The organism is Acidimicrobiia bacterium (assembly GCA_016650365.1).
GTDB lineage: Bacteria > Actinomycetota > Acidimicrobiia > Spongiisociales > JAENVV01 > JAENVV01.
On the sequence record JAENVV010000096.1, the window covers coordinates 25,553 to 39,608 of the forward strand.

The following is a 14,056-nucleotide window of genomic DNA, read 5'->3' on the forward strand; positions in this document are numbered from 1 at the left end:
GGTTTTGCCCATGACCATCAGGGCGTATCAGGAATCGGACCTTCCCCATATCCAGCGGATGTGGAAGGAGATCGGCTGGGCAACCTCACCCGAGGAGCAGGCGGCCCTGGAAGGGTACGTGCAGGACGCCGACGTGGCGGTCGGCACCATCAACGGCGAGGCCGAAGCACTGGCATCGATCCATGACGGGACCATCCGATACCTTGAAACCGATTTGAGCCTGGCCTGTGTGACGGCGGTCACCACCAGCATGATCGGACGAAAGCAGGGCTTCGCCACCGAAACCACGGCCAGGGTGGTCGCCAACGCGCTTGAACGAGGAATCCATGTCGCCGCCCTCGGCATGTTCGAGCAAGGCTTCTACAACCGACTCGGGTTCGGAACGTCCGCTTACACCAACCAGATGGTCTTTGACCCCAGCTCGCTACAAATCAGCGCTCCTTACCGGACGCCGACGCGCCTCGACGCCGGGGACTGGGAAGAAATTCACGCCGCCCACCTGCGAAGGAAACGCTCACACGGCGGCGTAGCCATCAATCCGGCAACCTACACGAGGGCCGAAATGGCAACAGACGCCGACGGGGCCGGCTGGGGTTACTACGAAGCTGGTCGCCTCACCCATTTCGTGTGGGCCGCCAAGAAGGACTACTTCGGCCCGCTCGTCGTGAACCTCATGTCCTACGAACAACCCGAGCAGATCCTCGAACTGCTCGCATTGTTGCGCGAATTCGGGGATCAGATTCGCAGCGTGAAGATGGTTGAGCCACCCGAGATCCAACTCCATGACCTACTCAAACATCCCATTCGGCAACGGATCCAGACGGCCAAGTCACCCCACGAGGCGCGCCATCAGGCGCTGGCGTGGTGGCAGCTGAGAATCCTCGACCTGAGCCACGTCGTTGCCCAACGCTCCTGGACAGGTGACCAGTTCGCCTTCAACCTTGATCTCACGGATCCTCTCAGCGCCTACGGGAGCGGAGCCGGGTTGGACGGTTCCTACCGGGTGACGGTCGGCCAGCAATCATTTGTCGAGCCTGGCGTAGACGGATCGATCCCGACCCTGACGGCCTCCATCAATGCGTTCAGTCGGATATGGTTCGGCGTGCATCCTGCTTCAAGCCTCGCCTTGACCGACCAGCTACGGGGACCGGCGGGACTGCTTGCCGAACTCGACGAGGCGTTCCTGCTGCCAAGCCCGCATCCAGGAATGTTCTTCTAACCGGCGGCCACAACCGGCGATCTGCGCGATACTTGGACCCGTGAAGGCATCCCAAAACCAACCGAGCCGACGCCAGACAAGCACAGACGACGAGATCGCCGATCGTTTACAGAAGCTATCTCCGGCCCGTGCCGACCGGATCTTGCGCCGAGCCATCGAACTGCAAACCGACTCGGACTACGACGACACCGACGTGGACGTGGAGACGCTCAATCGAGTCGCCGACGAGCTGGGCGTCCACCGCGACATCGTGGCCAAGGCTCTCGCCGAGGAGCTCTCGAAGCCGGAAGTCGTTGCGCCGGGAACCCTCTCGGAACGAATTTTCGGCCCGAAACAAATCACAGACCAGATCCTGTTGGAGGCCAGCCGCCCCCAGGCCGAGGCGAGCATCAACGATTGGATGACCAGGCACGAGGGGCTCCAGGTCACCTGGACCACGCCAGAATCCACGGTGTGGACCAAACGAGCGAGTCCGGTCAACTCACTCCGTCACGGCTTGAAAATCGCTCAGGGAACCGGAGCTCTGCGGACCGTCAGGGTTGCCCACCGCGTGGAAACCATCACCGACACCCAGCACGTGGTCACACTGCGAGCCAGCACCACCCCTGCCTATTGGACCGGGCTTGGTCTGGCGGCGTCGGGGGCAGTAGTCGGACTCGGATTGTTCATCGGTCTTGGTATTGGAGTCGGACTGCTGGTTGGTCTGGCGGCAGGGCTCGGCGCACTCATCCTCCAGGTGGGCGCAGGCATCATCGCCGCCAGAAGCTGGATCGGGCAGATCCGACGAGGGCTCGGCCGAGCCTTGACGGGCATCGCCCACCCGAAACTCACCAACCAGGACACAGTCGGCCAGGCCGTCATCGACATCATCGGGCAGTTCAAGAAGCGGCGCTAAGTAACCGCACCGGAACCATCCGCATGCTTGTCTGCGTCAGATGACCAACGACCGAAAAGGCCGAGAAGTTCAATGTTGCGGAGGATGGGTATGAAACCGAACTTGATCGCTCGACTACTGACCGGACTACTCGTCCTCGGGATCCTCGCCGCCGCCTGCAGCAGTGGCGACAGTGCCGCGATGACCGACGAAGAGTTCGGCAACCTTCTCAGCCCGGCCACGACCTCGGCCGCGACCTCCGGTGGTGATGGGGGCTTCACAGCCGGCGAAGCCGAATCGCCAACCACTCCCTCGGACGTGGCCCTCGGAGACGGTGGAGTGGTCAGTGCCCAGGTTCCGATCAATCTGGGCCGTGACATCATCTTCACGGCCACCATGACCGTGGCAGTTACGGACGTCGGCGATGCTTCGTCACAAGCGACCTCTGTCATCGAGGCCCTCGGTGGATTCCTGTTCGGTCAGGACACGGTGGGTTTGCCAGAGCCTCGGACGGTACTCATCTTCAAGGTTCCCCCGAGCCAGTTCCAGAAGGCCCTCGCCGACCTCGGCAGTGTCGGAGAGATCCGCTCGCAGTCTGTTCATGCCGACGACGTCACCGAGAAGGTCGTCGACCTGGAGAGCCGCATCGGGACCGCCGAGGCTTCGGTCGAACGCCTCCGGGCCCTTCTTGAAGGCGCCACCGACATCAAGCAGGTCGTCGAACTCGAGAACGAACTTCTCGAACGCGAGACCCAACTCGAAACCCTGCGCGGTTCGTTGCGGACCATCAGCGATGCCGTAGATCTTGCCACCATCACCCTGACGATCACCGAAGCGCTCAGCCAGCCAGCGCTTTCCGTGTCGGTGACCGCCTACCCAGGCCACGAGGACGCCGGCGCTTCTTGCCCGGGCAACTCCCAACTGGCCGTGGATCAAGGTGACGAAGCGACCACGCTTTGCTACGAACTCTTGAACTCGGGTGACACGCCCCTAACCCTGTTCACACTTCAAGATCCGGTGGCCGACCTCACCATTGAGGACATGATCCTCGTGTTCGGTGACCTCGAAGACACACTCGAACCAGGCGAATCCATCATTCTCGCCGCCGAGATCACTCCCGAGCGCCGCACCCGGACTCAGACTCGCATCACGGCTACGGCGGTCGACCAGGACGGCAACCCGGTCGCCGGTCGAACGGTGTCGAATACTTCCTCGCTCATCATCGAGGTCGTCGATCCCGGCGGTCTACCAGGATTCAGCGATGGCCTTGACAACGGCTGGGAACTGCTCCAGATCACCTGGTCAGCGGTCAACGTCATGTTGGGCTTTCTCATTGGCCTGACCCCGATCCTCGCACTCGTCCTTGGCTTCCTGTTCTGGCGGCGCCGCAAGAACCGGTCTGACGGCGCTCAAGCAATGGGTGGTGCTAACGGAGAAAGTGGCCCTCCCCCAGCACCTATGGGGGAATAGGTCACACGACTTGCGTGGCGGGCGGCCTACGACAAGAGCTACGCCCAGGCGCCGGCAGAACCGGCCAGCTTGACGATCACCGGCCCGAGGCTTTCCATCTCATCCTGAAGAAGCTTCCAGGCGGTTTCGGCGTAGGGCGTGAGACCTTCCTTGGCATGGCGCTCGAGTAGCGCGGCGGCCTGGCAAGCCGGATTCGCCGAGAGGAGGCCAAGGCTTCCTTTCATCCGGTGAGCGATCCTGGACACCCGCTCAAAATCACCTTCGTCAAAGGCGTCCCGGATCAACTGGAGATCACTTGGATACTCTTTCTCGAATTCTTGCATCAGCTCCACCGCCAGTTCGGGCATTCCTCCCAACCGCTCAAGCGCTTCGAATCGGTCGATCAGGTCAGCCGGCCTGGCGGCCCGTTTGGGGATCGACTCGATATCGACGAGACCGGTGAATACTTGCTCCACGGCGGTGAAAAGAGCCTCAGGCCGGAAGGGTTTCGACACTACGTTGTCCATCCCGGCGTCGAGACAGCGGCGGCGGTCGGACTCAGCGGCGTGGCCGGTGAGGCCAATGATCGGGATATGACCCTGTTCCTGCTTCCGGATGGCAACGGTGGCTTCAAGACCGTCCATCTCGGGCATCTGGACATCCATCAAGACTGCATCGAATTGAATGGCCAGGGCCAACTCCAGAGCGTCTCTGCCGTTTTCCACTGCCGTAACCGTGTGACCTCTCTTTTCGAGGAGCCTGGTCACCATGATCCGGTTGGTGGCACTGTCGTCTGCGACCAGAAGGTTCATGCGAGGCCGGCGGACCCGGAGCCAATGTCGGGTTATCAGCTCACCGTCGGGTCGGCTATCACCTGATACCGCGGAGATCATGTCCGTGAGTTCGCCTGGCCCGACCGGTTTGGACAAGTACCCGGCCACCCCGGCGGCCCGGTAAATGGCGGCATCGCCCCGCTCGCCAGTGGGCGTCACTACTACGATCGGAAGGTCCTTGAACGTCGGCTCTTTGACGAGTCGAGTGGCAAGCTCAGCGGTACCGGACCGGATGTCGATGATCACCGCACCCGGATTCGGGTGGCTATGACCTGCCTCAAAGACGGCGTCAAGGGCTCCTGCCAAGTCGCTGGCCACGATCGACCGAAGCCCACCAAGGCGGAGCAGTTCGGTCGTGCCGCGCCGGGCTTCTTCGCTGTCGGCGATAACCAGAACCGTGGTCGCACTCCCCGCCCCATCCGACTCGACCACCCACTCGGTCGATGCCGCGGCCAACTTGGCAGTGAAATGGAACGTGCTCCCTACGCCAACTTCGCTTTCCACCCACAGCTTGCCTTGCATCATCTTGACCAGCTGCATCGATATGGAAAGGCCAAGCCCCGTACCACCAAAACGTCGGGTCGTCGACCCTTCAGCCTGTGTGAAAGCTTCGAAGATCGATTCGAGGCCCTCAGGGGCAATACCGATTCCGGTGTCTTTTACCCAAACGTGTAGTTCAACGGTGTCGGCGGTTTCCTCGACAAGATCGACCCCAAGCATGACGCTGCCTTCATGAGTGAACTTGAGAGCATTGCCCACCAGGTTGAACAAGATTTGTCGGATTCGCCCGGGGTCGCCCACCACCACATCCGGCACATTTGCGGCGACCTGCTGAGACAGAACCAGACCCTTTTCGGAGGCCCGCAGCCCCAGAGTCCGCAAGGTGTCGATGATCGTGTCCGCCAGCTCAAAGGGAATCGCTTCGAACACAAGCTTGCCCGCTTCGATCTTTGCGATATCGAGTAGGTCATTGACCAACGTGACAAGGGCATCGGCCGCCGCCCGCGTGGTGACCAGGTATTCGCGTTGCTCCGGCGTCACTTCAGTCCCGAGCGCCAACTCGGTCATGCCAAGAATGGCGTTCATCGGAGTCCGGATCTCGTGACTCACGTTGGCAAGAAACTGCGACTTGGCAGCTGTGGCCATTTCGGCAGATTCCTTGGCTTCAACCAGGGCTTCCTCGACGTGTTTACGTTCAGAAATATCACGAGTTGACGCATGCAACTGCATCACGTCCGACCCATCCGGTTCAAAGATTTTCTTGAAACTCGACGAAAACCATCGCCACGATCCGTCGGCATGTTTCATGCGGTAGTCGATCGTCACGACATCCCGACCCGCATCAAATGCCCTCTGATGGGCGCTCGCCATTGTTTCGACGTCGTCTGGGTGGGCGAGATCATACGGCGTTAGCCCGATCAGATCCTCCGGTAGGCGACCGAGCAACGTGGCGCAAGCCGGTGAAACATAGCGGTATTCGCCCGTCGGCTCGTGACTCGAGATCATGTCCGTCGAGTTCTCCGCCAACAACCGGAACCGGCTCTCGCTTTCTCGCATCGCCTCCTCAGCGAGTTCGCGATCGGTTATGTCTCGCGACGAGATTACGAAACCTTCGACAAACTCGTCGTCGATCATGTTGCGAGCGGTTCCTTCAAAGGTCCGCCAACTTCCGTCCTTGTGCCGAACTCGATGTATGACACCAACGCTGATGAGCCCGGGTCGCAGCCCCATGCCTACCCCGATGACCGCCGCCGCATCCCCTTCGTGGATAAAGGAGGAAAACGACTGGCCGACAATCTCAGTGATTTGGTAGCCGAGCAACCGTTCCACCGAAGCACCAATCCACGTGACGACACCGGTTTGATCAAGAATGAAGAACAGATCTGCCGCGTTGGCAGCCATGATCTGGAGCCGCCTCTCTTGCTTGGCAAGCTTGATCTGCAGGAGAGCTTCTCGCTCAGAAGCTTTCATGGACGAAACATCTACGAGGGACACGACCACCTTGGAATAATCGAAACCGCCCCGCTTGAGTGGAGCCGTCCAATACAAGACGCAGTCGATCGGTTTGCCAGCGAACGTACTGCCCGCCATTTCGGTCATTACCGAGCCCTGGCGGTCCCAGACAGCACAGAGTTGAGCCACAACGCTGTCGTGGGTTTCCTCACGGTAGGTTTCGGGGTCGATCTGGCCGATCAGCTGCTCCCGGCTGTCTGCACCAAGCAGATCCACGGTCGCCTGGTTGGTATTCGTCACTTTGACCAACCCGAAGACACCTCCGACCACATGACGGTTTGCATCGAGATACGCTCTCAGGTCGTCTATCCCTTGCGAACGAAGGTCCTCCAACCAGGCGGCCGCAGCCGAAAAGTCTTCTTGCCACATGGAAATCGGCGTCTGATCGAAGAGGTTGTCGTACCGATCCTCCATCGCTTCCAAAGTACGAAACATGTGACGTAGCCCGAGGGAGATCACCATGTAAACGGCGATTTGGACGGCCATGAAGAACACGTGGTCGGCGTGGTTGTGAAGGAGCGGCTGGACGATCCAGAGAGCTCCGAGGAGCGAGTGATAACGCCAGCGCAGTCCCCGCTCTACGAAGGCACTGCCGATCCCACCAAAAACGGCCATGGCTACCCAGAGGGCCTCAAGCGGAACGTGATCCAGCGTAAACGCTTGTGCCACAGTCAGGGTGACCACGACAGCCATCAATAGGTCGGCACGCGGTTTGTTCAGCCGCAGCTGCAAAAACGCCAGCGACCCTGACAGAGCCGCCAGGGCACCGAGAAAAATCAGCGCCGGGTCACTTGTGGCAATGGCGATGAACAGCAAGACCGGCGCCACGGCCATCGTCAATCCGCGGATCAGGCGGACAAACGCAATCTCCGTTGAGTTGATGACAAAGTCGTCCCGACGCACATCTCCGTCACGATTTGCCAATTCATGGACAAGTTCTGCCATTCATATAATTTCGGTTCCCAGCTGGCCGATCTTGAGTCTCGTTTGAGCGGACGCCCTATTTGTCGGAGCGGATTCTTGATACGAGGTAGGCACCCATAGCGAGCCCGATTGCGAACCAACCGATCCCGGTAACCGGCCGCTCAGCCTGCACGACACCAGATCCGTGCGACAGCATCATCTTGGACTCCGGGATCTCCCGGAGAGGTTCGTCAAGGAAATGTACATCAATGATCTCCGCCCCGAACAGAACCACCTGGGCGAGTACGTACACGCTGAAGAGGATCAGAACGAACCCGCCCGCAAAACCCGTGCCAGTAAAACGGTCAGCATCAAAGTAAATACCGACGACCCCGGCAGCAATGGCAAAGCCGACGGAGGTCAGGGCGCCTCCGATGGCGGCCGGACGCCATGGAACCACCCGACTCGGAACCAGCCGGAACATGAGAGTGAACAGGCCAACCACCACCAACCACCCCACCACCGGCGCCAGCCATGCCACGCCCAGTTTAAGCGGTTCCGACCAGTCGACTCTTGACCTGATCATTCTCCACAACGTTCCCGAGAGCAAAACGGCGAGCAACACCAATCCCATCGACAGCGCAGCTCCCAGCGCCAACAACCGTCGAACGATCCACGCCAATAACCCGGTCTTCGGGTGCGGGTTGCCCCCGAACACGAGGTCCAGGGACCCTTGCGCTTCGAGAAACAGCGAACTCGCCGTCCAGGACATGAGGAGCACACCGATGATCCCGGTCGTGCTGCGACTCTCGGCCGCCTGGCCGAGCAAATCCGACACGAGGCTCGCCAACTCGGACCCGACCACCGGTTCGATGTCGGCGACCAGCCTGACCTGAGCATCCACTGATCCATAGACGAAACCGGCCACGGCCACCGCCACCAGAAGCAACGGCGCCAGAGCGAACACGGTCCGATAGGCCAAGGAGGCAGCCAGTCGACCGCCCTTGTCGTCACCGAAACGCGCCGTAACCGCCAGTACCGCATCCACCCACCGTCTCGGGCGCTTAGTCCAGGTCTCGTGCATATCCCTGAGCTTACCCACGACGACCGGGCCATCCCCGAAGCCATGGTTCGGTGTGGGGCCAAACGAGCGGGTAGTGTCCACTGAACTATGCGTTCCACCTGTGGCTGATATCAATTGGGCAGCATGGCTGCCGCTCATTTTGCTCGCCATCGCCATCGCCGGGTATGGCTTGTTCGACGTGAGCCGGAGTGAGGTCCGCTACCTGCCGAAGTGGGCCTGGGCGCTCATTTGCCTCTTTTCGGTGCCTTTCGGCACGATCCTCTATCTCACAGTTGGCCGCCAAGAGCCGAACCGACCCGACCGCCCGTGATCCGTACCAAGGGGCTGACCAAACGATACGGCGATGTCCTGGCGCTCGATGACATCGATCTGGAGGTGGCGGCCGGGTCGGTGTACGGCCTGATCGGGCCGAATGGGGCTGGAAAGACCACTCTGTTGGGCATTCTGGCGGGTCTCAGAAGGCCGACCAGCGGGTCCGTTGCGATCGAGGTTTCATCATCAGACGTGGCGGTTCTTCCTGACACACCCCGGTTCGATGCCTGGCTGTCAGCCAGAGAAGTGATCGACCTGGCCAGGACCATCGGTGCCAAACCCGCACCACCGGATCGGGTTGAAACGGTATTGGACGAAGCCGGTCTGGCCGACGCAGCCGACCGCCCGGTCGGAGGGTTTTCCCGGGGGATGCTGCAACGCCTGGGGCTAGCGGCCACGATCGTCAACGAGCCACAACTCCTGCTGCTTGACGAACCAAGTTCGGCGCTCGATCCGATCGGCCGCCGCGAGGTTCTCGACCTCGTGTCTCGTCTACGGGGCGAGTCGGCAGTTGTGTTCTCAAGTCACATCCTGGCGGACGTCCAAGAAGTGTGCGACACCGTCGGGATCCTTCGAAACGGGCGACTGGCCTATCAGGGTTCGGTCGCCGATCTGCTCAGCGAACGGACCACGCCGCGCTACCTGGTCCGCCTCCGCCCGCCGATCGAGCGGACCGTCGAAGCTCTCAGGCGGTCCGACTGGGTCGTGGCAGTTGATCAACTTGGACCGGACCAGCTACGAATAGAGGCGGCGTCAGTGGCAGAGGCCGAGTCGTCCCTGGCCGCGGTACTGGCACAAACCCAAGCCAGGGTGGTCAGTCTCGTTCCCGAAGCCGCCACTCTCGAAGACGTCGTGTTGGGGATAGTGACATGACCCTTTGGAGGCTTGAGTGGCTACGTCTGGTTCGAACCCGAAGATGGGTCGTCCTGATATTTGCCTACCTATTCTTCGGCCTGCTCGGCCCGGTCACCGCCCGATACATGGGCGAGATCGTCAAGAGATTCGGAGGCGGAGTCACCGTGAGTTTTCCCGATCCGACGCCGGCCGACGGGATCACTCAATTCGTTGGTAATGCTTCTCAAATCGGGCTGTTGATAGTGGTGGTGGTGGCGGCCGGAGCTCTCTCGCTGGATGCCATTCCAGAGATCGGGACGTTCTTCCGCACCCGGGTGCCGAGCCTGGCCCGGATCCTCTTGCCGAGGTTCGCCGTGACGTCCACGGCCGCAATCGGAGCATTCGCCCTTGGCACGTTGGCAGCCTGGTATGAAACCGTGGTGCTGATTGGGAACCTGCCGGCCGGCCGGTTGTTCGCCGGCTGGATTCTGGGAGCGATCTACCTGGTGTTCGTTGTTTGTGTGGTTGCGCTCGTCGCGGCCCGGACCTCGTCCGTGCTGACCACCGTGCTCGTGACCGTGGTGATCCTGCTCGGACTGCCGATTATCGGGATCGTTCCGGACGTTGGCAAATGGCTCCCCAGCCATCTGGTCGGAGCGCTCGACGGTATCGTCCGCGGGGTCGACTTCACCGACTACCTCCGGGCCGCAGCAGTCACGGTCATCGCGGGGGTCACTGCCCTATGGGCAGCGATCAGATTGACGTCCCGCCGAGAACTTTAGATTCTGACCTAGTTACCCGGACCGAAGCGACCCGAAACTGCTCGGGTCAGGCCTTGCCCTCGTCGTCCTCGTCGTCCTCGTCGTCGTTCCAGGCGGAATCGTGGTCCCATTCCTCGTTGCGGTCCTGGGCCATCTGCAGCGCTTTCTCCGCCTCTTGCTTGGTGGCATAGGGGCCGAGCCGATCTTTCGCCGGGCATCCCCCGAACGGTTCGACGGTGCCGTGTTCGATGCAGTAGTACCAACGGGATTCAATCATGCGGCTTTGCTACCCCGTTGCCAGAGTTCCGCCGAAGACCTGCCAGGCCAGGGCCGACTTGGCAAGCAGACTCAACCAGATGTACGCCTTCTCGCCGTATACATACTCACTCCACTTCCCAACCTGCCGATATTGCAGCACCATATTCACGGCGAATGTATTGAAGAAGATGAAGAGCGAAACAAAGATTGCATAGACAAACCCTGGGGGCGAAGCATCGGATCCAGGCGTCCACAAGTTGATGCCGATGGCGATCCATGGGAACAGGCCGGCGAAGACTCCAAACCAATATACCAACCAGTTTGTCGAGCCGGGCTGTTCATATTTCTCCATGAGCCAGCCGAAGAGAATCATCGACGCGTTGGCTCCGAAAATCATGAGCAGCGCAGTGACTTCTGCCATGCCGGTGAGCATGGCGATCAGAACCACCATGAGGGATGAACTAATCGAGTACTCGATCCATCGGGCGTAGTTGCGGCGCTTGGCAAGATTGCGGTTGTACCACTCGTTGATGCCGGGAGCAGCTACGAGGAGATGGGCAATCGCCGATATCCACAGGAAGGCTGCCACTCCCCAGGCCACCCGGACATCGAACAGCGCCACAACTTCAAAATCACCTGATCCGGGAGGCCCGGCCAGGAAGGAGCCCACTACCGGCAGTGAAAACTCGTTGGCGAGCGCAAGCACAGCAACTGATTGGATGAGATGAGCGGCGCCCATCACCAGGTTGAACGAACGCAGACGACTCAGCCGCTCCTTGGGTATTTCGGTGATTTCCTGTGCTTTGTCCATGCGTCCCTCCGACTATCTGCCCAGTATACGGAGCGGGCGACATGCCGGATGCTACGGCTGGTAGCTGAATTCAAAGACCTTTGTCGCCCCGCTGCCTTCCGACTTCACGTTGACGGCGAACCACACCCCGGCGGGGGCATCCGGGAACTCAACCCGCAGTTCCCACCCTCCGTCCACGTTGGCTTTGACCGAGCCCATCCCGAATTCTGAACTGACGATCACCTTCGAACCGGGCTGGGCAGTTCCCCAAAAGACGTCGAACGGTGGAGAGGATGGACAGGTTCGGTACACCTGATTAGCCGAAAATTCGACAACGTCTGCAATCGTGGTTGTGGTTGGTTCTTCCTTCGGTCTGGTGGTCGAGGTCGTCTCGACAACCGGTCGCTTGTAATCAACGGTCACCTGGGCGGTGGACTCGTTCCCGACCTCGTCGACGGCGGTGAAAAGCGCCCGGTTCGAACCGGGGCTGAGGACAAGCACGATCGACCAGCTACCGTCCGCCGCGACATCGGCTTCGTACCGGCCGGCTCTCACAACCGCACCCGGTTCCGTCACACCCTCGAAGCGAACCACGTCCGTTTCAAAGACGTCGCCATTGACCGGGTAGGTGATGGCAAGAGACGGGGGCTGAGTGTCGACAGCCACCACCCCACCGGAATTACCCGGATCGTTGGCGTCTGGTTGCGTGACCGGACCATCGCTCCGAGCCGTTGTCGTGGAAGAGGTGACCGTGTCTTTCCGTGGACTGGAGTCATCCACCGGGGGGATGACAAACTCGGGAATCACGGTGCCGTCCGGTGGTTGTGTCACGACCGCTGGTGTGTTCGGGGCCACCTGGATCGTCAATATCGCGACCATCACAACGGCGGCAGCCGTACCGACGGCGGCCAGGAGGCGGGGAACCCATGTCCATCGGGCCATCCCCGGGATGGGGCTTGAAATCGGAGAAGCGGCCACCGCGGCCTTCAAACCGGAAGATGCCTGACGGGCTCGATCGTCGAGGTTCACGCCTCTACCCCCAGTTTGGCAGCCAGATTGGTCCGGCCTTTGTGAAGGTGCACCTTGGCCGTCGATTCCGTACAGCCGAGAATGCGGGCAATCTCTGCGACTGGTCGATCCTCGAGATAGAACAACGCGATCGCCTGAGCTTGGCGTTTCGGAAGATCTCGAACATGTCCCCAGAACTCGGCGTCATCGGGTTCCATCTCGCTGAGCGGTTCAAGACGACGAACGCCCAATTTGGCAAGGGCTCTCATCTCGGTGGCAGACCGGCGGAACCCCGAAACAGCCTTGTTGGCCACGACCCGACGTACCCAGGCTCCCGGGTTGTCATATGTCTGGAGCTTGTCCCACTCGCGATGAGCGGCCATGAACGCCTCCTGAGCCAGATCTTCTGCGCTGTTGCGCGATCCCGACAACGCATACGCCAACCCGACCACCAATTTGAATTCGCGGCGATAAAAGTCGTCAAAGCGTTCAGGTCGGGAGACGACCTGGGTTTCTTCCATTTGTCTCATTTGCGGTCCGGAACCGTTTCGTGTCGCTGGTAACTCGTATCGGCGCCCTCTGAGGTTTACTTTCAGGAAAAGTTCTTCTCCCGGTAAACCTTTCACCCAAGTCGTGCGAGTGACCACTCAAAGTGACCACAAACGAACCAGATACCCGGGGGTAGCCATGCAAAGAAAACTCATCATCCTTCTGGCGACGTTCTTCGTCGTACTCACGGCTGGCGTCGCCGCCGCTCAAGTAACCGGCCCCGATGGCACAACCGTGCTGTCCTTCTTGGGATTCGACACAACGACCACCGCCGCCCCGGTGGCGGATTCCACCCTGCCGAAGGCCGAGGTGATCTTCGAATCCGACCGGCCCATCGACACCGACAACCCAACCGAGGTGGAGAAACCCACCGTCGACGAGCCCCAGAAACCGATCTCCGACGCAGTGGAGCCTGAGGCCAAAGCCAAGACGGATGAAACGACCGACGCTGCCACAGACAAGGTCCTCGATGAAGACACCACGGCCCCGATTCTGACGATCACCTCCCCCGAAGACGGCGCCGAAGTCGATGACGAATTCGTCGTGTTCCGGGGGATCACGGAACCAGGTGCCACCGTGCACGCCGGTGATTGGAAAGCCGAAGTCAATGCCGAGGGCGGTTGGGCCATCAAACTCCGATTGAATCCCGGTCGCAACCTGGCCTCGTTTATCGCCAAGGATGCAGCAGGCAACCGGTCGGAAGCCTCGATCACGATCGTATATGTGACCCGCAAGATCACGTTCAGCGCCCACCAGAAGTACCAAGCCAGCGATGCCGCTATCCCCGGCAATCGGTACTACGGCACCGCCACTCCCGGAGCCAAGATCTTCGTCGCATCCGAGTTCGGCTCCGATTCGACCAGAGCCAACGAATCGGGCGAATGGGATGTCACGGTGAAGTTCACCGAGGCTCCCAACGCCGTGCCGTTCCGGGTGGTCGTCGAGTCATCCGACGGCGGTCGGGCCGTATTCGAAATGGTGGCCTACCGGCAAGACGTGAAGGTTGAGTTCACGGCCAAACAGCAACTGGGAAGTAATCCTGAGAACTGGGATGTCTTTTGGGGAACCGCCCAGCCCGGAACCAAGGTCACCGCCCGCTCCGAATACGGTGGTTCGTCAGCGGAGGTCAACGCTGACGGCGGCTGGGAAATGAAGGTTCGTTTCGAGGC

Annotated in this window: 13 protein-coding genes; 7 read left to right on the plus strand and 6 right to left on the minus strand. The window is 60.6% G+C overall.

From position 1 onward, the window contains the following. The first annotated feature begins 10 nt into the window (after positions 1-10). The 3 genes from JJE47_05480 to JJE47_05490 all read left to right on the plus strand — a co-directional run bounded on the left by JJE47_05480 (position 11) and on the right by JJE47_05490 (position 3,563). Positions 11-1,219 (plus strand): GNAT family N-acetyltransferase, encoded by a 1,209-nt coding sequence (locus JJE47_05480; GenBank protein MBK5266868.1) that lies wholly within the window; start codon positions 11-13, stop codon positions 1,217-1,219. A gap of 40 nt (positions 1,220-1,259) precedes the next feature. Beyond that, complete coding sequence (locus JJE47_05485) at positions 1,260-2,114, plus strand: hypothetical protein (GenBank protein ID MBK5266869.1); 855 nt, start codon at positions 1,260-1,262, stop codon at positions 2,112-2,114. Between the two features lie 90 nt (positions 2,115-2,204). Next, complete coding sequence (locus JJE47_05490; GenBank protein MBK5266870.1) at positions 2,205-3,563, plus strand: DUF4349 domain-containing protein; 1,359 nt, start codon at positions 2,205-2,207, stop codon at positions 3,561-3,563. A 38-nt stretch (positions 3,564-3,601) separates the two neighbouring features. On the opposite strand, the gene JJE47_05495 is transcribed toward JJE47_05490, so the two are convergent. Then, the gene (locus tag JJE47_05495; protein MBK5266871.1) at positions 3,602-7,333 is read right to left on the minus strand and encodes a response regulator; all 3,732 of its coding nucleotides are present in this window, start codon (positions 7,331-7,333) and stop codon (positions 3,602-3,604) included. Between the two features lie 55 nt (positions 7,334-7,388). Next, positions 7,389-8,375, minus strand: a complete 987-nt coding sequence (locus JJE47_05500; protein MBK5266872.1) for a YihY/virulence factor BrkB family protein — start codon at positions 8,373-8,375, stop codon at positions 7,389-7,391. A gap of 100 nt (positions 8,376-8,475) precedes the next feature. On the opposite strand from JJE47_05500, the gene JJE47_05505 reads away from it, so the two are divergent. The 3 genes from JJE47_05505 to JJE47_05515 are packed head-to-tail and all read left to right on the plus strand — an operon-like array spanning position 8,476 to position 10,303. Continuing rightward, positions 8,476-8,685, plus strand: coding sequence for a PLDc_N domain-containing protein (locus tag JJE47_05505; GenBank protein ID MBK5266873.1), 210 nt, complete (start codon positions 8,476-8,478; stop codon positions 8,683-8,685). Beyond that, complete coding sequence (locus JJE47_05510; protein MBK5266874.1) at positions 8,682-9,560, plus strand: ABC transporter ATP-binding protein; 879 nt, start codon at positions 8,682-8,684, stop codon at positions 9,558-9,560. The genes JJE47_05505 and JJE47_05510 overlap by 4 nt, the downstream gene beginning before the upstream one ends. After that, entirely contained in the window at positions 9,557-10,303 is a 747-nt protein-coding gene (locus tag JJE47_05515) for a hypothetical protein (GenBank protein MBK5266875.1), read from the plus strand. The genes JJE47_05510 and JJE47_05515 overlap by 4 nt, the downstream gene beginning before the upstream one ends. 46 nt (positions 10,304-10,349) lie before the next feature. Here JJE47_05515 and JJE47_05520 read toward each other — a convergent pair whose 3' ends face one another. The 4 genes from JJE47_05520 to JJE47_05535 are packed head-to-tail and all read right to left on the minus strand — an operon-like array spanning position 10,350 to position 12,859. Further along, positions 10,350-10,559, minus strand: coding sequence for a hypothetical protein (locus tag JJE47_05520; protein MBK5266876.1), 210 nt, complete (start codon positions 10,557-10,559; stop codon positions 10,350-10,352). A 9-nt stretch (positions 10,560-10,568) separates the two neighbouring features. Then, positions 10,569-11,351: a heliorhodopsin HeR gene (heR, locus tag JJE47_05525; GenBank protein ID MBK5266877.1), complete on the minus strand. Its 783-nt coding sequence runs from the start codon at positions 11,349-11,351 to the stop codon at positions 10,569-10,571. A gap of 51 nt (positions 11,352-11,402) precedes the next feature. After that, positions 11,403-12,359, minus strand: coding sequence for a hypothetical protein (locus JJE47_05530; GenBank protein MBK5266878.1), 957 nt, complete (start codon positions 12,357-12,359; stop codon positions 11,403-11,405). Beyond that, positions 12,356-12,859, minus strand: a complete 504-nt coding sequence (locus JJE47_05535; GenBank protein ID MBK5266879.1) for a sigma-70 family RNA polymerase sigma factor — start codon at positions 12,857-12,859, stop codon at positions 12,356-12,358. Before JJE47_05535 ends, JJE47_05530 begins: the two co-directional genes overlap by 4 nt. A gap of 166 nt (positions 12,860-13,025) precedes the next feature. Here JJE47_05535 and JJE47_05540 point away from each other — a divergent pair. Continuing rightward, a partial coding sequence (locus JJE47_05540) for a hypothetical protein (GenBank protein ID MBK5266880.1) occupies positions 13,026-14,056 on the plus strand: 1,031 nt, incomplete at its 3' end.

What these genes read in the sequence shown, in the direction of transcription:
- JJE47_05515 (MBK5266875.1), top strand. Translation starts at nt 9,557, where the DNA reads ATGACCCTTTGGAGGCTTGAGTGGCTACGTCTGGTTCGAACCCGAAGA.
- heR (MBK5266877.1), bottom strand. Translation starts at nt 11,351, where the DNA reads ATGGACAAAGCACAGGAAATCACCGAAATACCCAAGGAGCGGCTGAGT.
- JJE47_05490 (MBK5266870.1), top strand. Translation starts at nt 2,205, where the DNA reads ATGAAACCGAACTTGATCGCTCGACTACTGACCGGACTACTCGTCCTC.
- JJE47_05500 (MBK5266872.1), bottom strand. Translation starts at nt 8,375, where the DNA reads ATGCACGAGACCTGGACTAAGCGCCCGAGACGGTGGGTGGATGCGGTA.
- JJE47_05535 (MBK5266879.1), bottom strand. Translation starts at nt 12,859, where the DNA reads ATGGAAGAAACCCAGGTCGTCTCCCGACCTGAACGCTTTGACGACTTT.
- JJE47_05520 (MBK5266876.1), bottom strand. Translation starts at nt 10,559, where the DNA reads ATGATTGAATCCCGTTGGTACTACTGCATCGAACACGGCACCGTCGAA.
- JJE47_05480 (MBK5266868.1), top strand. Translation starts at nt 11, where the DNA reads ATGACCATCAGGGCGTATCAGGAATCGGACCTTCCCCATATCCAGCGG.
- JJE47_05495 (MBK5266871.1), bottom strand. Translation starts at nt 7,333, where the DNA reads ATGGCAGAACTTGTCCATGAATTGGCAAATCGTGACGGAGATGTGCGT.